Annotated in this window: 22 protein-coding genes; 8 read left to right on the top strand and 14 right to left on the bottom strand. The window is 69.5% G+C overall.

Going from position 1 to position 22,666, the window contains the following annotated elements; genetic code table 11:
- Nucleotides 1-57: 57 nt before the first annotated feature.
- The 3 genes from CLV49_RS14845 to CLV49_RS14835 all read right to left on the bottom strand — a co-directional run bounded on the left by CLV49_RS14845 (nucleotide 58) and on the right by CLV49_RS14835 (nucleotide 6,254).
- Nucleotides 58-549: a peptide deformylase gene (locus tag CLV49_RS14845; protein ID WP_106564234.1), complete on the bottom strand. Its 492-nt coding sequence runs from the start codon at nucleotides 547-549 to the stop codon at nucleotides 58-60.
- Nucleotides 542-2,731: a nucleotide-binding protein gene (locus tag CLV49_RS18490; RefSeq protein WP_243696544.1), complete on the bottom strand. Its 2,190-nt coding sequence runs from the start codon at nucleotides 2,729-2,731 to the stop codon at nucleotides 542-544. Before CLV49_RS18490 ends, CLV49_RS14845 begins: the two co-directional genes overlap by 8 nt.
- A gap of 115 nt (nucleotides 2,732-2,846) precedes the next feature.
- Nucleotides 2,847-6,254: a pyruvate carboxylase gene (locus CLV49_RS14835; protein ID WP_106564233.1), complete on the bottom strand. Its 3,408-nt coding sequence runs from the start codon at nucleotides 6,252-6,254 to the stop codon at nucleotides 2,847-2,849.
- Between the two features lie 78 nt (nucleotides 6,255-6,332).
- On the opposite strand from CLV49_RS14835, the gene CLV49_RS14830 reads away from it, so the two are divergent.
- Nucleotides 6,333-7,151 carry a ParA family protein gene (locus CLV49_RS14830; RefSeq protein ID WP_106564232.1) on the top strand — a complete coding sequence of 273 codons (819 nt, stop codon included), beginning with the start codon at nucleotides 6,333-6,335 and terminating at the stop codon, nucleotides 7,149-7,151.
- A gap of 62 nt (nucleotides 7,152-7,213) precedes the next feature.
- On the opposite strand, the gene CLV49_RS14825 is transcribed toward CLV49_RS14830, so the two are convergent.
- From CLV49_RS14825 to CLV49_RS14810, 4 genes are all read right to left on the bottom strand, one after another.
- Nucleotides 7,214-7,777 (bottom strand): MerR family transcriptional regulator, encoded by a 564-nt coding sequence (locus tag CLV49_RS14825; protein WP_106565139.1) that lies wholly within the window; start codon nucleotides 7,775-7,777, stop codon nucleotides 7,214-7,216.
- Nucleotides 7,778-8,014: 237 nt separating this feature from the next.
- The gene (gene ftsR, locus CLV49_RS14820; RefSeq protein WP_106564231.1) at nucleotides 8,015-8,710 is read right to left on the bottom strand and encodes a transcriptional regulator FtsR; all 696 of its coding nucleotides are present in this window, start codon (nucleotides 8,708-8,710) and stop codon (nucleotides 8,015-8,017) included.
- Nucleotides 8,711-8,713: 3 nt separating this feature from the next.
- Entirely contained in the window at nucleotides 8,714-9,175 is a 462-nt protein-coding gene (locus CLV49_RS14815) for an FHA domain-containing protein (protein WP_106565138.1), read from the bottom strand.
- Between the two features lie 52 nt (nucleotides 9,176-9,227).
- Complete coding sequence (locus CLV49_RS14810) at nucleotides 9,228-9,845, bottom strand: CDP-alcohol phosphatidyltransferase family protein (RefSeq protein WP_106564230.1); 618 nt, start codon at nucleotides 9,843-9,845, stop codon at nucleotides 9,228-9,230.
- Nucleotides 9,846-9,983: 138 nt separating this feature from the next.
- Between CLV49_RS14810 and CLV49_RS14805 the strand changes: the two genes are divergently transcribed.
- Nucleotides 9,984-10,940, top strand: coding sequence for an SGNH/GDSL hydrolase family protein (locus tag CLV49_RS14805; protein ID WP_106564229.1), 957 nt, complete (start codon nucleotides 9,984-9,986; stop codon nucleotides 10,938-10,940).
- Here the strand turns inward: CLV49_RS14805 and CLV49_RS14800 are convergent.
- Nucleotides 10,930-11,502 (bottom strand): TetR/AcrR family transcriptional regulator, encoded by a 573-nt coding sequence (locus CLV49_RS14800; protein ID WP_158261993.1) that lies wholly within the window; start codon nucleotides 11,500-11,502, stop codon nucleotides 10,930-10,932. The two genes, CLV49_RS14805 and CLV49_RS14800, sit on opposite strands and share 11 nt — an antisense overlap.
- Before the next feature lie 104 nt (nucleotides 11,503-11,606).
- Between CLV49_RS14800 and CLV49_RS14795 the strand changes: the two genes are divergently transcribed.
- From CLV49_RS14795 to CLV49_RS14780, 4 genes are all read left to right on the top strand, one after another.
- Nucleotides 11,607-12,071 carry an organic hydroperoxide resistance protein gene (locus tag CLV49_RS14795; protein WP_106564227.1) on the top strand — a complete coding sequence of 155 codons (465 nt, stop codon included), beginning with the start codon at nucleotides 11,607-11,609 and terminating at the stop codon, nucleotides 12,069-12,071.
- A 3-nt stretch (nucleotides 12,072-12,074) separates the two neighbouring features.
- Nucleotides 12,075-12,545, top strand: coding sequence for a peroxiredoxin (locus tag CLV49_RS14790; protein WP_106564226.1), 471 nt, complete (start codon nucleotides 12,075-12,077; stop codon nucleotides 12,543-12,545).
- A gap of 50 nt (nucleotides 12,546-12,595) precedes the next feature.
- Complete coding sequence (locus tag CLV49_RS14785) at nucleotides 12,596-13,648, top strand: hydroxymethylglutaryl-CoA reductase (RefSeq protein WP_106564225.1); 1,053 nt, start codon at nucleotides 12,596-12,598, stop codon at nucleotides 13,646-13,648.
- Nucleotides 13,649-13,893: 245 nt separating this feature from the next.
- Complete coding sequence (locus CLV49_RS14780; protein WP_106564224.1) at nucleotides 13,894-15,153, top strand: hydroxymethylglutaryl-CoA synthase; 1,260 nt, start codon at nucleotides 13,894-13,896, stop codon at nucleotides 15,151-15,153.
- Nucleotides 15,154-15,196: 43 nt separating this feature from the next.
- On the opposite strand, the gene CLV49_RS14775 is transcribed toward CLV49_RS14780, so the two are convergent.
- Together CLV49_RS14775 and CLV49_RS14770 are read right to left on the bottom strand one after the other, a co-directional pair.
- Nucleotides 15,197-16,318, bottom strand: coding sequence for a DNA alkylation repair protein (locus CLV49_RS14775; RefSeq protein ID WP_106564223.1), 1,122 nt, complete (start codon nucleotides 16,316-16,318; stop codon nucleotides 15,197-15,199).
- Between the two features lie 54 nt (nucleotides 16,319-16,372).
- Nucleotides 16,373-17,221 carry a putative RNA methyltransferase gene (locus CLV49_RS14770; protein WP_106564222.1) on the bottom strand — a complete coding sequence of 283 codons (849 nt, stop codon included), beginning with the start codon at nucleotides 17,219-17,221 and terminating at the stop codon, nucleotides 16,373-16,375.
- 103 nt (nucleotides 17,222-17,324) lie between these two features.
- On the opposite strand from CLV49_RS14770, the gene CLV49_RS14765 reads away from it, so the two are divergent.
- Nucleotides 17,325-17,591: a hypothetical protein gene (locus CLV49_RS14765; RefSeq protein WP_106564221.1), complete on the top strand. Its 267-nt coding sequence runs from the start codon at nucleotides 17,325-17,327 to the stop codon at nucleotides 17,589-17,591.
- A 15-nt stretch (nucleotides 17,592-17,606) separates the two neighbouring features.
- On the opposite strand, the gene CLV49_RS14760 is transcribed toward CLV49_RS14765, so the two are convergent.
- The 3 genes from CLV49_RS14760 to CLV49_RS14750 form a co-directional block, all read right to left on the bottom strand.
- Nucleotides 17,607-18,275, bottom strand: a complete 669-nt coding sequence (locus CLV49_RS14760) for a GntR family transcriptional regulator (protein ID WP_106564220.1) — start codon at nucleotides 18,273-18,275, stop codon at nucleotides 17,607-17,609.
- On the bottom strand, nucleotides 18,272-19,198 hold the full coding sequence (locus CLV49_RS14755) for a DMT family transporter (protein WP_106564219.1): 927 nt from the start codon (nucleotides 19,196-19,198) through the stop codon (nucleotides 18,272-18,274). The genes CLV49_RS14760 and CLV49_RS14755 overlap by 4 nt, the downstream gene beginning before the upstream one ends.
- A gap of 110 nt (nucleotides 19,199-19,308) precedes the next feature.
- The gene (locus CLV49_RS14750; protein ID WP_106564218.1) at nucleotides 19,309-19,932 is read right to left on the bottom strand and encodes a LysE/ArgO family amino acid transporter; all 624 of its coding nucleotides are present in this window, start codon (nucleotides 19,930-19,932) and stop codon (nucleotides 19,309-19,311) included.
- A 70-nt stretch (nucleotides 19,933-20,002) separates the two neighbouring features.
- Here CLV49_RS14750 and CLV49_RS14745 point away from each other — a divergent pair, with 70 nt between their 5' ends.
- Complete coding sequence (locus CLV49_RS14745; protein WP_106564217.1) at nucleotides 20,003-20,890, top strand: LysR family transcriptional regulator ArgP; 888 nt, start codon at nucleotides 20,003-20,005, stop codon at nucleotides 20,888-20,890.
- Nucleotides 20,891-20,922: 32 nt separating this feature from the next.
- On the opposite strand, the gene CLV49_RS14740 is transcribed toward CLV49_RS14745, so the two are convergent.
- The gene (locus CLV49_RS14740) at nucleotides 20,923-22,665 is read right to left on the bottom strand and encodes a long-chain-fatty-acid--CoA ligase (RefSeq protein WP_106564216.1); all 1,743 of its coding nucleotides are present in this window, start codon (nucleotides 22,663-22,665) and stop codon (nucleotides 20,923-20,925) included.
- Nucleotide 22,666: the final 1 nt, after the last annotated feature.

The raw sequence follows: 22,666 nt of genomic DNA, 5'->3' as shown, positions 1-22,666 counted from the left end.
CCCCGGCGCGCACGACTCGTCGTGCACACCGGGGATCTTCGCGCGTCGGGTCCGGCGTCAGAACCAGGTGGACTCGCGCACCTGCTTCATGGCGGCGCGGCGGTTCTCCTTGTCGAGTCGATCGAGGTAGAGCTTCCCGTCGAGGTGATCGGTCTCGTGTTGCAGCGCCTGTGCGAGCACACCCGTGCCCGAGACCTCGATGTCGCGGCCGTCGAGGTCGATCCCCACGACGCGCGCGAACGGATGACGCATCGTGGGGTACCAGAGCCCCGGAACCGAGAGACAGCCCTCGTCGACCGGCTCGGGCTCACCGTCGACCTCGACGAGGACGGGATTGATGACATACCCGATCTGGCCGTCGATGTTGTAGCTGAACGCGCGCAGGCCCACACCGATCTGGTTGGCGGCCACCCCGGCACGTCCGGGAAGCGCGACGGAGTCGACGAGGTCCTCGACGAGTCCCCTCACCTTGTCCGTGATCTCACCGATCGGTTCGCACGCGGTCTTGAGGATGGGATCGCCGAACAGGCGGATTTCGCGTTCAGCCACGGCTGCCCGCCTTTCTGGGTCGGCCGACGGGGAGCCCCTCGACGACGATCGCCGCGAGCTCTCGGACAGCGAGTCGCGTCTCCGGCCGCAGGTCGGCGAAGGTGACGGCAGCACCCGTCGCGAGGTGCGCGTCGAACGGGACGCGGACGATGCTCCTCACCCGGGACTCGAAGTGCTTGCCGATCTCGTCGAGGCGCACGGGCGGGGTGCCCGGCGTGGTCGAGTTGATGACGACGACGGCGTGCGCGGCGAGGTCCGCGTAGCCGTTGGCCTCGAGCCACGACAGCGTCTCGGCGGCGCTGCGCGCCTCGTCCAGGCTCGTACCCGACACGATGACGAGCGTGTCCGCGTGACGGAGCGTCGCCGACATGACCGAGTGCACGATCCCCGTGCCGCAATCGGTCAGGACGATCGAGTAGTACTGCGAGGCCAGCCGGGCGACGACGTCATAATCGTGCTCGTCGAACGCCTGGGAGATGTGGGGGTCGGTGTCGGACGCGAGGACGTCGAGACGGGTCATGTCTCGGGAGACGAGCGCCGAGAACTCCGCATAGCCCACCACCTCGTCCGCACCGCGCACGAGATCGCGCACCGTGTGCTCGCTCCGGCGCGACAGGCGCTCCGCGAGCGTCCCACGGTCCGGGTTCGCATCGACCGCGATGACTCGGTCATCGCGCGCGTCGGCGAGGGCCATACCGAGCAGGGTCGTGATCGTGGTCTTGCCGACGCCCCCCTTCCGCGTGAGGACCGGCACGAACCGCGCGCCTCCCGTGAGCGGCTTGGCGATGCGGGCCGTCAGAGCGATGCGGGCTTGCGCCGCCTTCGAATCCGCGAGACGGATCCGTCGTCCGGAGGCGGTGAAGATGAGCTTCTGCCAGAAGCCCTCCGGGACCCGGCGGGTGTCACGGCTGCCCTCGAGCAGACGCTCGGCCGTGAGCATCGACGACGACTCCGGGGCGCCGGCCAAGGCGCGCGCGACGCTCATCCCCGCGAAGGCCGGGGCGCTCGGCGTCTCCTCGACGTGATCCTCCCGGTCGGCCGAACCCGTCGGGGCGGCGGTGACGGCAACCGAACTCGTCGGCGCCTCCAGGTGCTCCGTCGTCGTCACGGGAACCTCCTCGATCGCGACGGCGCGCTCGTCGGCGGGAACCTCGAGGTCCTCGACCGGAGGAAGGTCCACGACGATCGTGTCCGATGCGAGCCGGACGGGCGGGGTGTCCCGGCGCCCGATCGACGACTCCGCTGCTTCCGTCGTCGGCGTGTCGGGGTCGGTCGGGGTCGGCGTCGACGACCCGGGATTCGAGGCCGGCTCGACCGGGACGGCGGGGGCCGACGCGGCGGGCTTCGACGCCGGTGCCTTCGACCTCGGCTTCGACACAGGAGCCTTCGACACAGGAGCCTTCGACGCGGGCGGCTTGGATGCGGAAGCCTTCGACGGCGCAGGCTTCGACGCGGCGGGCTTGGATGCGGCCGTCTTCGACGCGGCCGTCTTCGACGAAGCAGGCTTCGACGCGGCAGGCTTCGACGCGGCAGGCTTCGACGTGGCGACCTTCGACGCGGAACCTTTCGACACGGCGGGCTCGGCGTCGGACGGTGTCGATGCCGGACCCTTCGGTGTGGTCCTCCTCGGCGTCGCCTTCGTCGATGCGGCTGCCGTCGTCGTGGGCGGTTCGGACGCAGACTCTGGAGCCTCGGACGGCGAGGCCCCGGACTCGACCGAGCCGGACGACGGTGCACCGGATCGCTTCGCGGCAGGACGCTTCGCGGCAGGACGCTTCGCGGCGGGGCGCCGGGCCCCTGGGGACGTCGGGCTGTCGGGCGAGGCCGTCACCGACCGTGCGGCGTCCTGGTCGATCGTGGCGACGATCACCGGGGCAGGTGCCTTCGCGTCCGTCACCGGCGCACGGACGTCGTCGAGGGGCGCGGAGGGGGTCTCATCCGGTTCGACCTCGGACGCGACGACGTCGTCGTCGTCGAGGAGGTCCTCGTCGATCGTGGCGGGAAGCGACTGGGGCACGATGGAGAACGTCGAGGTCGAGATGGACGCGGCGTCGACGGACACACCGTCGAAGAGCTCGGGGAGCTCGTGCGTGTCCCCGTGGTCGGCGACGTGGTCGACGGCGCTGCGTCGGGCGCGGACGGCCGACGGCCGACCGGTCGAGCGAGGGATGGAGTCGGACACGCGAGGTGCCCCCTTTCGAGATGAGCGTTCGGGCGCCATCAAGTGTAGTGAACCCCCCGAAGGGGGCTCACCGGTTCTCCCGACGGACCCGTGCCGGCGACGCGGCACGGATTCCTCACGACGCGGGCGTGACGACGACGATGAGGTCGCCGGCCTCCACCTGCTGGGTGGATTTGATGGCGACCCGCTCCACGACGCCGGCGATGGACGACGTGATGGCCGCCTCCATCTTCATGGCCTCGATCGAGGCGACGGGCTGTCCGGCGGACACCGTCGCACCGTTGTCGATCTTCACCGTCACGACACCCGAGAACGGCGCGGCGATGTGACCGGGGTTCGACGGGTCGGCCTTCTCCGCTGCCTTCGACTCGACGGCGATGGAACGATCGCGGACGGACAACGGCCTGAGCTGGCCGTTGAGGGTCGTCATGACCGTTCGCATTCCCTTCTCGTCCGCTTCTCCGATGGCTTCGAGTCCCAGGTAGAGGCGCACGCCCTTGCTGATCTCGACGACGTGCTCGCGACCGCTCTCGAGACCGTAGAGGTAGTCGGACGTCGACAGCACGGAGAGGTCGCCGTACTGTTCCCGCGTCTCGAGGAACTGCTTCGTCGGGGCGGGGAACAGCAAGCGGTTGAGTGTCGAACGACGACCGTCGCCCGCTTCGCTGAGCGCCGCGAGGTCTTCGTCGCCCACGGGTGTGACGGAGATGTCGACATTCCGCCCGGCCAGCACCTTCGAGCGGAACGGTTCGGGCCATCCGCCCGGCAGGTCGCCGAGCTCCCCGGCCATGAAGCCCACGACCGAGTCCGGGATGTCGTACGCCCCGGGGTTCTGCTCGAAATCGGCCGGATCCGCTTTCACGGCCGCGAGGTGGAGCGCGAGGTCACCCACGACCTTGGACGACGGTGTCACCTTGGGGACACGGCCGAGAATGGCGTTCGCCGCGGCGTACATGTCCTCGATGAGCTCGAAGTCGTTCGCGAGACCGAGCGCGATCGCCTGCTGGCGCAGGTTGGACAGCTGACCTCCCGGGATCTCGTGGCGGTAGACCCGACCGGTCGGGCCCGGAAGTCCGGACTCGAACGGGCGGTACAGGGCACGAACGGCCTCCCAGTACGGCTCGAGGTCGCTGACCGCACGGAGCGAGAGCCCCGTGTCGCGTTCCGTGTGTGCGAGAGCGGCGACGAGCGCGGAGGCGGCCGGCTGGCTCGTCGTCCCGGCCATCGCGGCAGATGCGACGTCGACGGCGTCGGCCCCGGCCTGGCTCGCCGCGAGGAGCGTCGCGAGCTGACCTCCCGCCGTGTCGTGCGTGTGCACGTGGACGGGCACGTCGAATCGACTGCGGAGGGCTGAGACCAGGGTGGCGGCGGCCGCCGGTCGCAGCAGCCCGGCCATGTCCTTGATCGCGAGGATGTGCGCGCCGGCCGAGACGATCTCGTCGGCGAGCCGGAGGTAGTAGTCGAGGGTGTAGAGGTCCTCGGCCGGGTCGAGCAGGTCACCGGTGTAGCAGACGGCGACCTCGGCGACGGACGAACCCGTCTCGAGGACGGCGTCGATGGCCGGTCGCATCTGCGAGACGTCGTTCAAGGCGTCGAAGATGCGGAAGATGTCGATGCCCGATCGCGCCGCCTCGTCGACGAAAGCCGAGGTGACCTCCGTGGGGTACGGCGTGTACCCCACCGTGTTGCGACCGCGGAGGAGCATCTGGATGGCGACGTTCGGGAGGGCTGCGCGCAAGGAGTCGAGTCGCTCCCACGGGTCCTCTCCCAGGAATCGCAGCGCGACGTCGTACGTCGCCCCGCCCCAGGCCTCGACGGACAGCAGTTCGGGTGTCATCCGGGCGACGTACGGGGCCGCTGCGAGCAGCTCCTTGGTGCGGACCCGTGTGGCGAGCAGTGACTGGTGCGCGTCGCGGAACGTCGTATCCGTCACAGCCAGGGCCGTCTGCGCGCGGAGCGCCTCCGCGAAGCCGCGAGGACCGAGTTCCTGCAGACGCTGACGGGAGCCGCTCGGCGGCGTCGACTGGAGGTCGATGTCCGGGAGCTTCGTCGCGGGTTCCGCGACCGACGGACGCTCGCCGTTCGGGTGGTTGACCGTCACGTCGGCGAGCCACGACATGATCTTCGTCCCGCGGTCCTTCGAGACACGGCCGCGGAGAAGCTCCGGTCGCTCCTCGATGAAGGACGTCGAGAGGTCGCCGGCGACGAACGACGGGTCGTCCAGGACGGCCTGGAGGAAGGGGATGTTCGTGGACACGCCGCGGATGCGGAACTCCGCGAGGGCGCGTCGGGCGCGGCTGACGGCCGCGGGGAAATCGCGTCCACGGCACGTGAGCTTCGCGAGCATGGAGTCGAAGTGAGGGCTGATCTGGGCGCCGGACGCGACGGTGCCACCGTCGAGCCGGATGCCGCCGCCGCCCGGCGAGCGGTAGGTGGAGATCTTGCCCGTGTCGGGGCGGAAGCCCTGAGTCGGGTCCTCTGTCGTGATGCGGCACTGCAGCGCCGCGCCGCGCAGGTGGATGTTCTCCTGGTGCAGCTCGAGGTCGGAGAGCGACTCCCCCGCCGCGATCCGCATCTGGGACTGGACGAGGTCGACGTCGGTGACCTCCTCGGTCACCGTGTGCTCCACCTGGATGCGCGGGTTCATCTCGATGAAGACGTGCTCACCGGCGCGATCGCCGACTGTGTCCACCAGGAACTCGACGGTTCCGGCGTTGACGTAGCCGATCGAGCGGGCGAAGGCGACGGCGTCGCGGTGGAGCGCCGCGCGGAGCTCGTCGGAGATGTTCGGGGCCGGTGCGATCTCGACGACCTTCTGATTCCGGCGCTGAACCGAGCAGTCCCGTTCGAAGAGGTGGACCGTCTCGCCATTCGCGTCGGCGAGGATCTGGACCTCGATGTGGCGGGGCCGCAGTACCGCCTGCTCGAGGAACATCCGCGGGTCTCCGAACGCGCTGTCCGCCTCGCGCATCGCCTCGGCGAGAGCGGCGGCGAGATCCTCGAACCGCTCGACTCGCCGCATACCACGACCTCCGCCACCGGCGACGGCCTTGGCGAAGAGCGGGAACCCGATGTCCTCCGCCTGGGCGACGAGGGAGTCGACGTCGGCCGACGCCGGAGTCGACCGCAGGACGGGCACTCCCGCAGCGATCGCGTGCTCCTTGGCGGTGACCTTGTTTCCGGCCATCTCGAGCACACTCGACGGAGGCCCGATGAAGGTGATTCCGGCAGCGGCAGCCTTCTCGGCGAGCTCCGGGTTCTCGGAGAGGAACCCGTACCCCGGGTAGATCGCGTCGGCGCCGCTCTCTCGTGCGACGCGGATGATCTCGTCGACGGACAGATAGGCGCGGACGGGGTGACCCTCTTCGCCGATCTGGTACGCCTCGTCCGCTTTGAGGCGATGGAACGAGTTCCGGTCCTCATAGGGGAACACCGCGACGGTCTGCGCCCCGAGTTCGTAGGCGGCGCGGAACGCCCGAATGGCGATCTCCCCGCGGTTGGCGACCAGGATCTTCGTGAACATGCAGGGCCTTTCGGGAGGAGAGGTGCGCACAGGCAACGGTTAGGTTCCTCAACCGTTGTAAAGGTAACGTATCTGATTGTGCATGTACTCAGCGTGAGCAGCCTCAAGGGAGGCGTCGGCAAGACCACCGTCAGCCTCGGTCTGGCCTCCGCCGCGTTCGCGAAGGGAATCCGCACGCTCGTCGTCGACCTGGATCCGCAGTCCGACGTGTCGACGGGAATGGACATCTCCCTGTCCGGTCGACTGAGCGTGGCCGACGTCCTCGCATCGCCGAAGGAAAAGACCGTCCGTCAGGCGATCACTCCGTCCGGATGGACGAAGACCCACGCCGGCACGGTCGACGTCATGATCGGAAGTCCCTCGGCCATCAACTTCGACGGCCCTCACCCGTCGATCCGCGATATCTGGAAGCTCGAGGAGGCCCTCGCGCACGTGGAGTCGGAGTACGACCTCGTGCTCATCGACTGCGCTCCCTCGCTCAACGCCCTCACCCGCACCGCATGGGCCGCGAGCGATCGCGTGAGCGTCGTGACGGAGCCCGGGCTCTTCTCCGTGGCCGCAGCCGACCGCGCGCTTCGCGCGATCGAGGAGATCCGTCGCGGTCTCTCCCCCCGCCTCCAGCCGCTCGGCATCATCGTGAACCGAGTCCGTGCCCAGTCGCTCGAGCACCAGTTCCGCATCAAGGAACTGCGCGACATGTTCGGTCCGCTCGTCCTCTCCCCCCAGCTGCCGGAGCGCACAGCCCTGCAGCAGGCGCAGGGGGCCGCGAAGCCCGTGCACATCTGGCCGGGCGAGAGCGCACAGGAGATGGCGAAGAACTTCGATCTTCTCCTCGACCGTGTCATGCGCACGGGACGCGTCGGCGAGTACGCCGAGCTCACGGCACCCAAGTCCTAATCCGCTCCGAGGCGAACCAACTCTCGTCGCCTCGCCCAGCGAGGTGACGGTTCTTCAGCGGGTCAGGCGGAGCGGGCCGCGCGGCGAGCGGCGAGTTCGTCGACCGCGTCGAGAGCCTGCGGTTCGAACTCCACGAGGGTGGACTCCACCTCGCGGAGGACCTTGCCGACGGCGATGCCGAAGACACCCTGACCGCGGCTCACGAGGTCGATGACCTCGTCGTTCGACGTGCAGAGGTAGACGCTCGCCCCGTCCGACATGAGGGTCGTCTGAGCCAGGTCGTTGACGCCCGATTCGCGCAGCTGATTGACCGCCGTGCGGATCTGCTGGAGGGAGATCCCGGTGTCGAGGAGTCGCTTCACGAGCTTCAGCACGAGGATGTCGCGGAACCCGTAGAGGCGCTGCGAACCAGAGCCCGCTGCGCCGCGAACCGTCGGCTCGACGAGTCCGGTCCGCGCCCAGTAGTCGAGCTGGCGGTAGCTGATGCCGGCCGCGCGCGCCGCGACAGCGCCGCGGTAACCCGCCTCGTCATCGAGATCGGGCAGTCCGTCGGTGAAGAGGAGTCCGAGGTCGTAGCGGCTGTCCTTCCCGCGACCGGCGGCGTTCTGATCGCCGGTTCGACTCATGTCGCCGGGTCCGCTCATCTCACTGCCCTTCTCGGTGTCTCACTCATCGTCCGGTGTTCGATCCCTCGGGGGAACCGGTCGCCGTCCGCGTTGTCCTCCTACGCTATCGAGCGCAGGCATCTTCGTGTCAGACATCCGCTCCCAGACGTCGGCGTGTCGGAGCGACGGGGCCGAAGCGGACGCGGTGCTCTCAGTGTAGGTCGCTCACGTCCGGCGCACCATGCCCGCCGAGACCGCTCAACCGGAGAAGCGGCCGAGCGCCTGACGGATGAGACTGCCCCTGACGGTCTCGAAATGGCCGGCGATCTCGCCGGACAGCTCCTGCGCCTTCGCCCGGCTCGCGGCATCGCCCCGCTTCGAGATCGGCATGAGCGCGCTCTCGATGAGGGCGAGCTCACGCTCGGCCGCCGCACGGAACCCGCGGAGGTGTCGCGGCTCGATGCCGGAGCGCTGCAGCTCGACGAGGGCACGGAGCACCTGGACGGTGTCCTCCGTGTACGCCTCGGCGGGGGTGATGAGCGACGCCGAGATGGCGTCGCCGAAGAGGTGCGCCGTGGCGCCCGCTTCGGCGATCACGTCGTCGCGACCGAGCCGGCGGGCAGCCGGAATGATGCTCTGCACCGAGTCGCCCGCGCCGGAACCGGGGATCGCTGGGTCCTTGCCGGCGTCGAGGTCGGAAAGGTATGAGCGGATGACCTTGAGCGGAAGGTAGTGGTCGCGCTGCATGGAGAGGACGACGCGGACCCGCTCGACATCGCTCATCGAGAACTTGCGGTACCCGGATCTCGTGCGTGACGGGTGAACGAGGCCCTGCTCCTCCAGGAAGCGGAGTTTCGAGTTCGTAAGGTCGGGGAACTCCCCGGCGAGCCTCGCGAGAACCTGACCGATGCTGAGGAGCGCCTCAGAGGGCGTACGGGCGGCTTGAGCCGACACGCTCTAGCGTCCCGCGCTGGAGGCGAGGTCCACCCGCGACGCGAAGAACGTGAGACGGAACTTGCCGATCTGAACCTCTGCGCCGTCGCGGAGCTGCGCCGAGTCGATGCGGGTGCCGTCGAAATACGTGCCGTTGAGAGAATTGAGGTCTCGGATCTCGAACGTCGTCCCCGTGCGGACGAACTCCGCATGACGCCGCGAGACGGTCACGTCGTCGAGGAAGATGTCCGCATCCGGGTGGCGGCCCGCCGTCGTCACACCGGTGTCGAGGAGGAACCGGGCTCCCGAGTTCGGGCCACGGCGCACGATGAGCAGGGCAGAGCCGGACGGGAGAGCGGCGATCGCCTCCTGCTCCTCGCCCGAGGCGTTCGACACCAGAGCGCCGAGTGCCTGGCTGAACTCCTCGCCGTAGCCGACCGTGGTCTCGGCGCGCTCGGGTGGTGTGCCGTGAACGGAGCCGCGCACGAATGCGCCCGTCGGCGGGTTGTTGTCGTCGGGAATCGTCACCGTGTACCTCCTAGATATCCAGCGTATCGGAAGACGAGCCGCCTCCCGAGCGGCTTTGACGTCGGATCCGGACGGTGTCCCGGAGATACACCAGACCGGCGACCCAGTAGAGGATCGCGCCGATCACCGCGATCACCGTCCCGACGGGCTGTGCGACGGGAGATATCGCCGGCACGGCGGCCGCGAGCATGAGGACGGGGAGTCCCACGAAGAGGCAGGCCGTCGCGAGTTTTCCCACGCGATTGACGGGGAGGGCCCCGTGGCCCGCACCCACGAGGACGATCGCCACGACCACCAGGAGGATGTCGCGCGCGAGGATCGCCACGACGAACCAGAGCGGGATCAGCTCGCGCATCACGAGTCCGAGCACGGCCGCGAGGATGTAGAGGCGATCCGCTGCCGGATCGAGGAGCTGCCCGAGCCGCGTCACCTGGTCGAAGCGGCGGGCGATGAACCCGTCGAGGAAATCGGTGAAGCCCGAGACGGCGAGGACGATGAGGGCTGCGATGTCCTGACCGTCGATGAGGAACAGCAGGAAGACGGGCACGAGCGCGAGGCGCAGGAAACTCAGCAGATTCGGGATCGTCAGGATGCGGTCGCTCGGGACCGGCGGCTCGGATGGCGCCATCTCGTCAGCCTACAGACCGGTGGCCGGCGCGTCCCCTCGGAGACTCGTCCGGGCGAGCGGGAAACCGCACAGACGACCCCCGATGACGGGGCGGACGTCACATTCCCGATCCGTCGTCCGACGTCGTACTCTGGACGCATGAACCCGAGCCCTCCCGAGCCCGGTGACGCTCTGTCGCCGGACCCGCGCCCTTCGGCGCGCCGGAGACGCCGGCGAGCAGTGCTCGGCATCGTCACGGCGACGACGATCCTCGCGGTCACCCTCGGGACCGTCGCGCTGCGTGGCCAGACGCCGGTGGATGAGGCGACGGTGGCGAGCGGACACGACGTCGTGGTCGACGTCGAGAGCCTCGACTCCGGACTCCTCCCCTTCGCAGACGCGTGGAACCGCATCGACGACGCGAGCCGACCGTTCGTCGTCGTCGTTCTCGGGGACTCGACGGGCAACGCCCAGGGCGAATGGGTGGATGTCGCCTTCCGCAGCCTCGCGGAGCAGCTCGACCGACCCCTCATCGAGCACCCGTGGAATCTGGAGAGCGCTCGCTACGGTGACCCCATCACGGCGAACTCGGACGCCGGTGGAGCTCCCCTCATCGTCTGGAACGGATCGGCGAGCGGCAAGACGGCCGCGTACTCCCTCCGCTACTACGACAGTCTCGTACCAGAGCAGCCCGATGCCGTCATCCTCAATCACGGCCTCAACAACGTGAGGAACCCCGACTCGGTCGATGGCGAGTTCTCGAACATCCTCACGCGGACGGAACAGTCCTGGCCGGGATCCGTCGGCTACGCCGCGCTGCTCGAGAACCCCCGGTTCGACGATTGGGCCGACGCCCACGACGCCGTGCTCTCCCGTGTCCGCTCCTGGCTCGACGACCGCCCCTTCGTGCTCGGCATCGACGTGCACTCCGCATACCTCTCCAGGGCCGACCTGTCGTCGCTCCTCACGGTCGACCTCCTGCACCCGAGCCCCGCCGGCTCACAGGTGACCGCCGACACCGTTCTCGCGGCCATCGAACTGGCCGCGAGCGGCGGCGAGCAGCCCGCGAACGTCGTGTCGCCGACATCCCGGCCGGACACGGACCTCACACACTGAGCAGGCGCCTGCCCGCCTCGTCGAGCACCGGCGCGATCCGCTCGGACGCTCCGTCGAGCGCCGCGAGCACGAGAGCGCCGTCCCTCAGCATGTAGATCTCCTGCGCAGCGCAGCGCGGGTCGACAGCACCGAGGCGCGTCGCGAGCGCCTCCAGCTCGCCCTGGACCCACTCGCGGTGGCGCGCGACGGCGAGGCGGACGACGTGGGTGGCCTCCGGATACTCCACGGCGGCGTTGATGAAGGGGCACCCGCGAAAGCCGGGAAGGCAGCCGGCGTCCACGACGGAGGCGACGTACCAGCCCCAGAGTGCGGCGTCGTCGAGCCGAGACCGCGCTTCCTCGTACTGGGCCCGCTCCGCCGACGCCGTCTCCTCCACGTAGGCGAGGACGAGGTCGTCCTTCGTCGGGAAGTGGCGGTAGAAGGTGACCTTCGACACCGCGGATTCGGAGATGACCCTGTCGGCGCTCACCGAGCGGACACCGAGGGTGTAGAACAGGGAGGACGCCGCGTCGAGGATGCGGCGTCGCGCGGAGGACTCCGGGCGGCTGGGCGATTCGTCCACGACTCTCCTCCCGGCGCTGAAAGGCGACCCGGCGCGTTTGCAATGACGTTCGATGAGTGGTCTACTGATGTAGACGTACTAGTCACTCTACATGAGGAGATCCGATGACGCAGGGCGCAGCAGCACAGGCCGAGGGAACGACGACGGCTCAGGCCGTGTACACCGCATCCGCGACGAGCACGGGCGACGGCCGGAACGGCCACGTCCGATCGAGCGACGGGATCCTCGAGGCCGACCTCGCCACGCCCACCGAGATGGGTGGCCGCGGAGGGGCGACGAACCCCGAGCAGCTCTTCGCGGCCGGGTTCTCCGCGTGCTTCCACTCCGCGCTCAAGGCGGTCGCATCGCAGCACAAGGTCTCGACGAAGGACTCGGCCGTCACCGCCGACGTCGGCATCGCCCCTCGCGAGGACGGCGGCTTCGGGCTCTCCGTGACACTCCACGTCGAGCTCACGGGTGTGACGGAGGAACAGGCGAAGGCCGTCGTCGACGCCGCAGACGCGGTGTGCCCCTACACGCACGCGACTCGGGGGAACATCCCCGTGTCGATCGAGATCGACATCGTCTGACCCATGGGACTCCACGAGGGCGCCGTCGCCCCTGACTTCTCGCTCCCCGGCGTTCAGGTCAAGGACGGATACGCGCGCCGGAAGACCTACACGCTGTCCGCCGAACGCGGTCACCCCGTCGTTCTCGCGTTCTATCCGGGCGACGAGTCGGCGACGTGCACGGCGCAGCTGTGCTCGTACAGCGAGAAGCTCGCAGACTTCACGGAACTCGGCGCGCAGGTGTGGGCGATCGGCCTGCAGGACCTCGCGAGCCACGAGACCTTCGCCATCAAGGACGAGGTCACCCTCCCCCTCCTCTCGGACACGGACGGCAGCGTCGTCGATGCGTACGGCATCCGTCTCCCCGGGCTCGGGCTGCGCCGCTCCGTGTTCCTCGTGGGAGCCGACGGCCTCATCAAGTGGAAGCACGTCGCCCTCGTGGGCGCGACGTTCCGCAGCGCAGGACTGATCCGCGAGCAGCTCGCGAAGCTCTGAGAAGCCGGTTGGACCGACCGACGCCCTCCCGTTCCTAGACTGGACAGACCATGAGCACTCGCGAAACGTCGACAGCGCCCGTCCCCTTGCAGTGGGTCGGGCCGATCTCCATCTCCGGCAACGTCATGACGGGGCTCCAGGAGATCCCGCTCGCCACGTACGAGACGCCCCTCTGGCCGTCCGTCGGGCGCGGCGCGAAGATCTCGACGCTCGTCGAGTCCGGGATCGTGGCCACCCTCGTGGACGAGAGGATGAGCCGCTCGATCCTGCTCGAGGCGGACGATGCCCTCTCCGCCGTCAACGCCATGACATACCTCCATGCTCACGAGAGCGAACTGCGCGCCGTCGTCGCCGAGACGAGCCGTTTCGCGCGGCTCATCGACATGCACCACCAGATCGCGGGAAACCTCCTGTTCATCCGGTTCGAGTTCTCCACGGGAGACGCCTCCGGCCACAACATGGTGACGCAGGCATCGGACAAGCTCATGGAGCACGTGCTCGCGAACGTGAGCGGTGTGCGCTACGGCTCGATCTCCGGCAACTACTGCTCGGACAAGAAGGCGACGGCCGTCAACGGGATCCTCGGTCGCGGCAAGAACGTCGTCACGGAGATCCTCATCCCGCGGGCGGTCTGCTCACGATGGCTGCGGACGACCCCGGAGGCCGTCGTCGCGCTCAACGTGCGCAAGAACCTCATCGGCACGATGCTCGCCGGCGGACTTCGCAGCGGCAACGCGCACTACGCGAACATGCTCCTCGGCTTCTATCTCGCGACGGGCCAGGACGCCGCGAACATCGTGGAGGGCTCGCAAGGCATCACGCACGCGGAGGTCAGGGGCGAAGACCTCTACTTCTCGTGCAGCCTTCCGAACCTCGTCGTCGGCTCGGTGGGCAACGGGAAGGGACTGCCCTTCGTCGAGGAGAACCTCACTCGGATCGGGTGCCGTGAGGACCGCGAGCCGGGAGAGAACGCTCGTCGCCTCGCCGTGCTGTGCGCTGCCGCCGTCCTGTGCGGCGAGTTGTCGCTCATGGCAGCTCAGACCAATCCGGGCGAGCTGATGCAGTCGCACCTGCAGATGGAGCGCTCTCGACAATCCGCCTGACTCGGGGCGACGAACACAGATCGTCGACCGATCGCTCACGGCGGACACCCACCGCGTGTACAGCATCCACCGATAAACTCACGGTACCGAGCCGTTCCCAGACGGATTCGGCCTGACGGCACAGACGCCGGCCCCCGACCTCCTCGCCGGGGCGACCCGAACGGGTCGACCACGGCGAGACGGCAGTTCCCCAACGGAGCCCCGCAGACGCTGCTCCACCAGACGCAGAGAAACCGGACGCCCCCATGCAACTCGGCATCGAGAACATCTCCTTCGCCACCACGGAGTACGTACTCCCCCTCACGACCCTCGCCGAGGCGACCGGTGTGGAGGTCGGCAAGTTCCACGTCGGAATCGGCCAGGAGCACATGAGCGTTCCGGCTCCCGACGAGGACATCGTCACGATGGCCGCCACAGCCGCGCAGCCCATCCTCGAGGGCCAGGACCTGTCCGCGATCCGCACCGTCCTCTTCGCGACGGAGAGCGGAATCGACCAGTCGAAGGCCGCCGGCGTGTACGTGCACCATCTCCTGGGGCTCGACCCGCGCTGCCGCGTGGTGGAGCTCAAGCAGGCCTGCTACAGCGCGACGGCAGCCCTCCAGATGGCCGTGGCCCTCGTCGCGCGCCGTCCGGAGCAGAAGGTACTCGTGATCGCCTCCGACGTCGCCCGGTACGACCGCGACTCCTCCGGAGAGCCGACCCAGGGCGCCGGCGCCGTCGCCATGCTCGTGAGTTCGAACCCCGCGGTCCTCGCGATCGAGGCCGAGTCGGGACTCCACACAGCCGACGTCATGGACTTCTGGCGGCCCAACTACCGGAGCACCGCTCTCGTCGACGGCAAGTATTCCGTCTCGGTCTACATGGACGCCCTGCGCTCCGCGTGGGACGACTACCGCGATCAGGGCGGCCATGCCCTCGCCGACTTCGACCGCTTCTGCTACCACCAGCCGTTCACGCGGCTCGCCGTCAAGGCTCACCGCACCCTCGCCAAGCACTCCGGCGAACTGACGGCCGAGCAGGCGGACGAGCAGATCGCGAACACACTCGACTACAACCGGCAGATCGGCAACACCTACACGGCATCCGTGTACATCGGTCTCCTGTCCCTGCTCGAGAACGCCGAAGAGGACCTGAGCGGATCGCGGGTCGGCTTCTTCAGCTACGGCTCGGGAAGCGTCGCCGAGCTCTTCGCCGGGGTGGTGCAGCCCGGATACCGCGAGATGCTCCGCACCACCCGCCACCGCGAGCAGATCCAGCGCCGTCGCGAGATCGACCACCCGACCTACGTTCGGCTCCACGCCCACCCGGACGGACTCGTGGGCGGCGACCACGAGTTCGCGCAGGAGACCACCGGCCCCTTCCGACTCGCCGCCATCCGCGGACACAAGCGGGTGTACGAGACGGTCGCCCAGTTCTCCGCGCCGGCCGATGCCTCCGGAGTCGAGGCGTCCGCCGGCGACGCGACGACCGCCGTCACGACGGACACGGCGACAACCTCTCTCTGAGGCGCGATCGGGGCGTCCCGATCGGTCGACCACGACCGACTGCTCAGTCGGCGTCTGAGTCCCCCACAACGACGTCGAACGTCGCGGGTTCGGAGAGACGACCGTTGACCTGCACCTGGAGGGCGTGCCCGCCGGGGTGATGCACGCGGGTCGTGAGCGGGCGGAATGCGTGGGTGCGGACGAACCGCCTGGACTCCCCCGGCTCGAGTGTCGCAGTCGCGAGCTTGAACACCTTGGGTGACGTCGTGCCGTTGGCCTTCCGGTAGTGAACGACGTAGTCGACGGCGAAGCGGGCGCTCGCGTCCCCGCTGTTGCGGACCTCGACCTCGAACCCCAGTTCGCCCGGCACGTCGACACGCGTCGTCGTCAGCATCGGCGGCGATATCACGACATCCACCGCATCGAAGCCGAGGAGGGAGAGCGCTGCGGTGTCGCCCTTCTTGACGAGGGTGCGCAGTCCGTGCCGGACGATCCACCGTCGACCGCTCGAGACGTCTGGACCCGTGGACCACCGCCGCGCGACGTCGACGACGAGGCCCGGGTCGTGACGCGCGATGTCGTTGAGATGATTGGCGACCGAGCGCCTGACGTACTCGGCCGGGTCGTCGCGGAGGCTCTCGAGGATCGGGAGGACGTCGCGCGACCGGCCGATGAGTGACGGCACCCGGACGGCCCACGGCAGGTACGGTCGCGTGCCTTCGCTCGCGAGCCGCCTGACGTGCTCGTCGTCGCTCTCCGCCCAACCGACGGCGGCCTCGAGCCCCCGATCGAGATCCGCGATGAGGAGTCGTCTCACCGCGAACTCGGACGACAGTCGCGGAGTGAGCTCGGCGAGCAGGGCGAGAGCGTCGTCGAACGCGCGCTGCGATCCGTCCGCGAGCGCGAGCGTGACGGCGCTCTCCGTGACGGGCCAGATCGTCCATCCGGCGAAGGCTGGTGACGCGAGAGCCGAGCGGTAGACGGAGGCCGCGAGCGCATAGTCGCCCTCGAGGTCCTCGGCGAGGGCGAGCGCCACGAGATCGCTCCGCGCTTTGAGGGCGTGCCCGTCGAGCGATGCGTGCACGGAGCCCAGAGCAGACCAGGCCGCACCGGGATGCGCGGCGATCAGCTCGTCACGGAGCGAATCGATCGATCGTCGTCCGATGAACTCGTCGAAGGCGCCCATGATGTCTCCCGTCCTCGCTCAGGACCCTACCGTCGGCCACCGACGCAGTGTCCGTCATCCGGCATCCCGGCGGAGGCGGAGGACGGAGACGACGACCGAGACGGTTGCGGCGACGGGGTCGGGCAGGGACGAGAGAGCGTGCGCGATCTCGTCGGCACCGGCGTGGTGCCCGCTCGGACCCATGAGGACGTCGTCGATCGCCTCGGCGCGGCCGAGCGATACGCCGTACTCGAGGCGATCGGAGCGGATGGTCTCGAAGTCGCGGAGTTGCAGGGCGAGGCGTTCCTCCTTCCGCTCGTCGACGCGCACCAGGCCGACGGCCGACATGAGCTCGGAGAGATGGCGGGTCGTGGGCGTCACGACGACGAGCACACCTCCGGGGGCCAGCACGCGAGCGGTCTCGCCCGGGTTCCGCGGCGCGAAGATGCTGAGCATCACGTCGATGCTCGATGAGCGCAGCGGAAGAGCGGCCCACGCATCGGTCGCCACAGCGGCCATCCGTTCGTGGGACCGCGCGGCACGCTTGAGGGCGGGCTTCGACGTGTCGAGAACGAGCCCCGCGAGGTCGGGGCGGGCGTCGAGCACGCGCGCGAGGTGGTATCCGGTCCCTCCCCCCACGTCGACGCAGACGCCGGAGGCCGTCGGCACCGCTGAAGCCACAGCGTCGGAGATGCGATCGTAGTGACCGGACGAGAGGAATCGGTCACGGGCTGCGACCATCTCCGCCGAGTCCCCGGAGACGGCCCGGCCGGCGATGAGGGAGACGTACCCTTGCCGCGCGACGTCGAAGACGTGCCCGGCTGCGCAGACGACGGAGGTCGAGACGGAGACGATGTCCCCTGCGCAGACCGGGCAGACGAGGACGTCGGACAGCCGCTCGAGCGCCGCAGACCGTGATCCCATGATCCTTCGATGCTACGGCGCTGCGAGCCGTGTCGATCACGATGCTGGCGACGCCCGTCCGCAAGGGGGTGCCGGGCTCGCGAACCCCACGTAGCCTCGCCGGATGACGAACACCTCAGACGAGCCCACGCCCACGCCCGATGTCGCCCTCTCCGACGAGGAGCAGACCGCGAAGGACCGCGCGTATTCGCCGGGGAGCGAGACGGAGACGGCAGCCAAGCAGGCCGACGGCGTCCCGGCCACGGTCGACGAGGACATCGATCGCGATGACGTCAACGTCACGCCCGGCACCGGGGGCCCCGACGATGTGGGCGACGTCGACGTCGATCCGGGCGAGCTCCACATGCCCCACGACACCGGAGCGCACTGAGTCCGGCTCCTCGCGTCAGGAGGCGTCGTCGGGATCGGCGAGTCGACGGACGAGGAGCGCCGTGGACGCGTCGAGGTGGTCACGCACCGCCGCTGCCCCCTCCCGTCGAGCGGCCGCGAGGAAACCGCGGTGGTCCTCCGCGAGCCTCCGGGCGTCGAGGTCCGGACGGATGTGGCGGAGGAACACCGACAGTTCGGTATCGAGGGCGTCGTAGGCCTCGGTGATCCGTGGACTCCCTGCTGCGCGCACGAGAGTGGAGTGGACGAGCGCGTGAGCGCGTTCGACGGCCCGCCAGTCCGACGGCTCCCGGCCGGCCGTCGCGAGCGCCTCGACGGCCGTCTCGACGGGATCGAGCACCGGGGCCGGCCAGTCGTCGCCGTGGCTCGCTCGGAGGATCCGGACCGCCTCGCTCTCGAGGGCGCATCGCAACTGCTGCAGCGCGATGAGACCGTCGACGGTCACGCCGGCGACGGTCACGCCGCTGTACGGACGCGAGGTGGCGAGTCGCTCCGCGACGAGGAGGGCGAGGGCACGTCTGACGGTGTGGCGCGACACCGCGTAGTGGGCTTCGAGCTCCGTCTCCCGGAGGGCGACCCCCGGGCCGAGTGCACCCTCCAGGATGCGGGAGCGCAGAGCGTCGGCGACCTCGTCCACCCGCGTCGGTCGAGGCGAGGGATCCGTCATACGACGCCACCCACGGCACGCCGCGATCGCACGAGTCGTGTCCACGGCACGACCAGGACGACGATCGCCACCGCGATCACGCACACGCCTCCGACGGCGGATGGGGAGAGGCGCTCGCCGAGGACGACGAGGCCGAGAAGGGTCGCCGTCACCGGCTCGGCGAGAGTGACCGTGGACGCCGTCGCCGCCGACAACCCGACGAGGCCACGGCCGAACAGCAGGTAGGCGACGGCTGTGGTCACGACTCCGAGCCACAGCGCCACGGCGAGACCCTCGAGGCTCACGAGCCAGCGGAGATCCGTCGAGAGGGCGAGCGGGATGCTCAGGACCGCAGCCGCTCCGAAGAGCGTTCCCATGGTCCATGCGGATTCGGCGCCCCTCGCGATGAGGATCTTGGCGACCAGGGCGTAGACGCCGTAGCTCGCCCCGGCGGCGAGGGATCCGGCGAGACCGACGGGATCAGGGGCGATGGCACCGTCCGTTCCGCCGGACAGGAGGACGACGCCCCCCGTCGCGATCGCCGTCGCACCGGCCCAGACGAGGCCAGGGAAGCGACGCGTGACGAGCCATTCGAAGGCGCCGGTGAAGATCGGGGCCGACCCGAGGGCCACGACCGTGCCGACGGCGACACCGACGCGTGTCGTGCCGAGGAAGAACGCCGGCTGGTAGGCGACGATCCCGAGGGAGCCGATCGCCACGAGCGCCGTCGACGGGATCCTCCGCGCCGGGCTGTCCCCCGCGATTCCTGCCGGGAGGGGGCCACGTGGCCTCCTGACGAGGACGACGGCTGCGAGGATCCCTCCGCCGATCACGATGCGCACGGCCCCGGCGCCGAGGGGGGAGGCGTCGCCCGGACCGAGGGCGAGCGCCGTCCCCGTCGTGCCGAAGCACACCGCGGCGAGGAGCACGAAAAGGACGGGCATATGCGATTGTTACACAATCCTCCGGCCCTGTGCGCCCCTCAGGCCCTGCGCTCGCTTCAGACCCTGTGCTCGCTTCAGACCCTGTGCTCGCTTCAGACCCTGTGCTCGTCTCAGGGGACCAGAAGGCCCCAGACCAGTCGCCCCGCGATGAGCAGCATGACCGCCGCGACGACCCCGTCCACGACCCGCCAGGCGCCCGGTCGTGCGAGGAGTGGAGCGAGCAGGCGCGCACCGAAACCGATCGCGGTGAACCACGCGACGCTCGCGGCGATGGCGCCGAGTCCGAACCACCACCGACCGGTGCCGAATCCCGTCGCGATCGATCCGAGCAGGACGACCGTGTCGAGATAGACGTGGGGGTTGAGCCAAGTGATCGCGAGGCAGCCGAGGAGGACGCTCCCCCACGGCGCGCGCTCGCCAGCCGTGTCGGACGCCAGCGCGGCGGGCCGGAGGGCCCGACGCAAGGCGAGCGCGGCGTATCCCACGAGGAAGGCGGCGCCGCCGATGGTCGCGACCGGGACGAGCCACGGCACGGCGGACACCGCCCCGCCGACACCCGCGACACCGACGACGATGAGGATCGCGTCGGACACGGCGCACGTGACGACGACGAGGGCGACGTGCTCGCGGCGGATGCCCTGGCGGAGGACGAACACGTTCTGCGCGCCGATCGCGACGATGAGCGACAGACCGAAGGCGAGACCGGAGAACAGGGAGACGAGGGTGGAGGGCACGGTCCGACGGTACGGAGTCGAGCTTCGGGAATCCAGCTAAAGATTTTTACGCATCATTAGAATTGCTACCATGGACCTGGACCTCGCACAGCTCTCGGCCCTCGCGGCCGTCGTGGACACCGGATCGTTCGACTCCGCAGCCCGCGAACTCCGCGTCACGCCGTCGGCCGTCAGTCAGCGGATCAAAGCCCTGGAACGATCGGCCGGCGCCGTGCTCGTCCGTCGGTCCCGCCCCACGACCGCGACCGAGGCCGGAGCGGCGTACGTCCGCCTCGCACGCCAGATCACCGCGCTCGGACGCGAGGCGGAGTCGAGCGTGTCGCGTGGTCGCGGAGGCGTCCCCACCGTGTCGCTCGCGGTCAACGGGGACTCCCTCGCCACGTGGGTGCTGCCCGCTCTGGCGCCCCTCGGACACTGTGTGGCTTTCGACCTCCACCGCGAGGACCAGGACCACTCGGCCGAGCTGCTGCGCGACGGTCGAGTGATGGCGGCGATCACGACGGATTCGACGCCCGTGCAGGGATGCTCCGTCGCACGCCTCGGGACGATGCGCTATCGCGCGATGGCGTCGACGGCGTTCGCCCGACAGTTCTTCTCCGACGGGCCGACACCCGAGGCGCTCGGCGTCGCACCGATGCTCGTGTTCGACCGCCGCGACGACCTCCAGGACCGCTACCTGCGCACGACGGCGCCCTCTGCCGCTCCCCCGCGGCACTACCTGCCGTCGTCCGCGGACTTCGCCAACGCCGTGACCCTCGGGATCGGGTGGGCGATGCTGCCCGACGGTCAGAGCGCCGAGGCCGAGGCCTCTGGAGCTCTCGTCGACCTCGACCCCGGTCGCTCCGTCGACGTCTTGCTGTACTGGCAGCAGTGGGAGATCGTCACGAACGCGCTCGCCGACACAGCTCGTGCCCTCGCAGCCGCCGCACGCGAGCACCTCGACCAGTCGACGGACTGAGGCGGCGACACCGCGGCGAGTCGGACGCCGCCCTATTCCGCTGCGGCGAGGCTGTCGCGCACGAGGCGCCGCTGCACCTTGCCGATGAGCGACTTCGGCAGCTCGTCGACGACGACGATCCTCTTCGGCACCTTGTACGGCGTGAGCGACGACCGGAGCGCCGACCGCGCCTCGTCGGCCGAGAACGCCGCGCCGGGCTCGAGGACCACCGCTGCGACGACGTCCTCGCCCGAGTGCGGGCTCACCAGACCGACGACGGCGGCATCGGCGATGCCCGGGAGTCCGCGCAGCGCCTCCTCCACCTCGCTCGGAGCGACGTTGAAGCCGCCGGTGATGATGAGTTCCTTGATGCGGTCGACGATGCGGACGAACCCGTCGGAGTCGATCGTGGCGATGTCTCCCGTGCGGAACCACCCGTCGGCGAACACCGCTGCGCTCTCCTCCGGCTTGCGCCAGTAGCCGGAGAACACCTGCGGCCCGCGGACGACGAGCTCGCCCTCGGCCCCGACGCCGAGCACGGTACTCGGGTCCTCGGGGTCCACGATCCTCACGTCGGTGCCGGGCAGCGGGAGACCGACGGTGCCGGCCTTCCGGTTGTCCGCCACGGGATTGGCCATGAGCACCGGGGAGCACTCGCTCAGCCCGTATCCCTCCACGAGGAAGCCCCCGCTGCGCTCCTCCCACGGCCGTACGATCGCCTCGTCGAGTGGCATGGCACCGGAGATCGCCACCTGGACACCGGCGAGAGAGACGCCCTTCTCCTCCGCCGCACGCATGAGGCGATCGGCGATCGGCGGGACGGCCGGGAGGAACGTGGGTGGACGCTTCCTCATCACAGCGAGGACGAGATCCGGTTCGAACTTGGGGAAGAGCACGAGACGCGCGCCCATGCTCATCGCGAACGTGAGGCAGAGGGTGAGGCCGTAGGCGTGGAACATCGGCAGGACGGCGTAGACCACGCAACCGTCGCCTCGCGTGATGGTGGGGACCCAGGCCCGCGACTGCGCGGCGTTCGCGCTGAGGTTGCGGTGGGTGAGAACGGCGCCCTTCGGTGTGCCGGTGGTGCCGCTCGTGTATTGAATGACGGCGATGTCGTCGGCGGCCGGACGCGGCACGTCGTCTCCGACGCGTCCACCTCCGGTGAGGCGCTCCCACGTGACCGTCCCGCGGACGCGCGTCGTGAGAGTCGCGCGCGTACGGCGGAGCGCCGGGATCGGGAGCCGCAGCGCCGCGCGCTTCACGAACGGCATGCTCTCGGTGATGTCGATCGAGACGATATGGTCGACGGCGACGTCGCGCGGGAACTCCTGGATGGTCCCGACGACCTTGTCCCACGCGATCGCGACGCGCGCGCCGTGGTCCTCGAACTGGTGGCGGAGCTCGCGCGGGGTGTAGAGCGGATTGTGCTCGACGACGACTCCGCCGACGCGGAGGACGGCGTAGAAGGCGATGACGTGCTCCGGGCAGTTCGGGAGAACGATCGCGACGGGGTCGCCGTGCGAGACCCCGAGCCGCACGAGGCCGGCCGCCGCGCGCTCGATGCGCTCCGCGAGCTCACGATAGGTCGTCGTGGCCCCGAAGAACTCGAGCGCCACGGCGGAGGGGAACTCCCGTGCGGACTGCTCGATGATGTCGACGAGGGAGCCGTCGGGGATGTCCAGGATGGTGGGGACGCCGGGAGCGTAGCTCGCGAGCCACGGTCGGGCGTTTTCGGTCGTCACGAGACACCACTCTAGGCAACGGGACGAGCCGCCGCCGCCGTGACCGCCGCGCATC

It is taken from the genome of Labedella gwakjiensis, assembly GCF_003014675.1.
In the GTDB taxonomy this organism is placed as follows: domain Bacteria; phylum Actinomycetota; class Actinomycetes; order Actinomycetales; family Microbacteriaceae; genus Labedella; species Labedella gwakjiensis.
This window is presented reverse-complemented; position numbering and strand designations above follow the sequence as displayed.

What these genes read in the sequence shown, in the direction of transcription:
- CLV49_RS14760 (WP_106564220.1), bottom strand. Translation starts at nt 18,275, where the DNA reads ATGACGGATCCCTCGCCTCGACCGACGCGGGTGGACGAGGTCGCCGAC.
- CLV49_RS14740 (WP_106564216.1), bottom strand. Translation starts at nt 22,665, where the DNA reads ATGCGCGGCGGTCACGGCGGCGGCGGCTCGTCCCGTTGCCTAGAGTGG.
- CLV49_RS14765 (WP_106564221.1), top strand. Translation starts at nt 17,325, where the DNA reads ATGACGAACACCTCAGACGAGCCCACGCCCACGCCCGATGTCGCCCTC.
- CLV49_RS14810 (WP_106564230.1), bottom strand. Translation starts at nt 9,845, where the DNA reads ATGGCGCCATCCGAGCCGCCGGTCCCGAGCGACCGCATCCTGACGATC.
- CLV49_RS14835 (WP_106564233.1), bottom strand. Translation starts at nt 6,254, where the DNA reads ATGTTCACGAAGATCCTGGTCGCCAACCGCGGGGAGATCGCCATTCGG.
- CLV49_RS14775 (WP_106564223.1), bottom strand. Translation starts at nt 16,318, where the DNA reads ATGGGCGCCTTCGACGAGTTCATCGGACGACGATCGATCGATTCGCTC.
- CLV49_RS14785 (WP_106564225.1), top strand. Translation starts at nt 12,596, where the DNA reads ATGAGCACTCGCGAAACGTCGACAGCGCCCGTCCCCTTGCAGTGGGTC.
- CLV49_RS14790 (WP_106564226.1), top strand. Translation starts at nt 12,075, where the DNA reads ATGGGACTCCACGAGGGCGCCGTCGCCCCTGACTTCTCGCTCCCCGGC.
- CLV49_RS14755 (WP_106564219.1), bottom strand. Translation starts at nt 19,198, where the DNA reads ATGCCCGTCCTTTTCGTGCTCCTCGCCGCGGTGTGCTTCGGCACGACG.
- CLV49_RS14795 (WP_106564227.1), top strand. Translation starts at nt 11,607, where the DNA reads ATGACGCAGGGCGCAGCAGCACAGGCCGAGGGAACGACGACGGCTCAG.
- CLV49_RS14770 (WP_106564222.1), bottom strand. Translation starts at nt 17,221, where the DNA reads ATGGGATCACGGTCTGCGGCGCTCGAGCGGCTGTCCGACGTCCTCGTC.
- CLV49_RS14780 (WP_106564224.1), top strand. Translation starts at nt 13,894, where the DNA reads ATGCAACTCGGCATCGAGAACATCTCCTTCGCCACCACGGAGTACGTA.
- CLV49_RS14805 (WP_106564229.1), top strand. Translation starts at nt 9,984, where the DNA reads ATGAACCCGAGCCCTCCCGAGCCCGGTGACGCTCTGTCGCCGGACCCG.
- CLV49_RS14825 (WP_106565139.1), bottom strand. Translation starts at nt 7,777, where the DNA reads ATGAGTCGAACCGGCGATCAGAACGCCGCCGGTCGCGGGAAGGACAGC.
- CLV49_RS14745 (WP_106564217.1), top strand. Translation starts at nt 20,003, where the DNA reads ATGGACCTGGACCTCGCACAGCTCTCGGCCCTCGCGGCCGTCGTGGAC.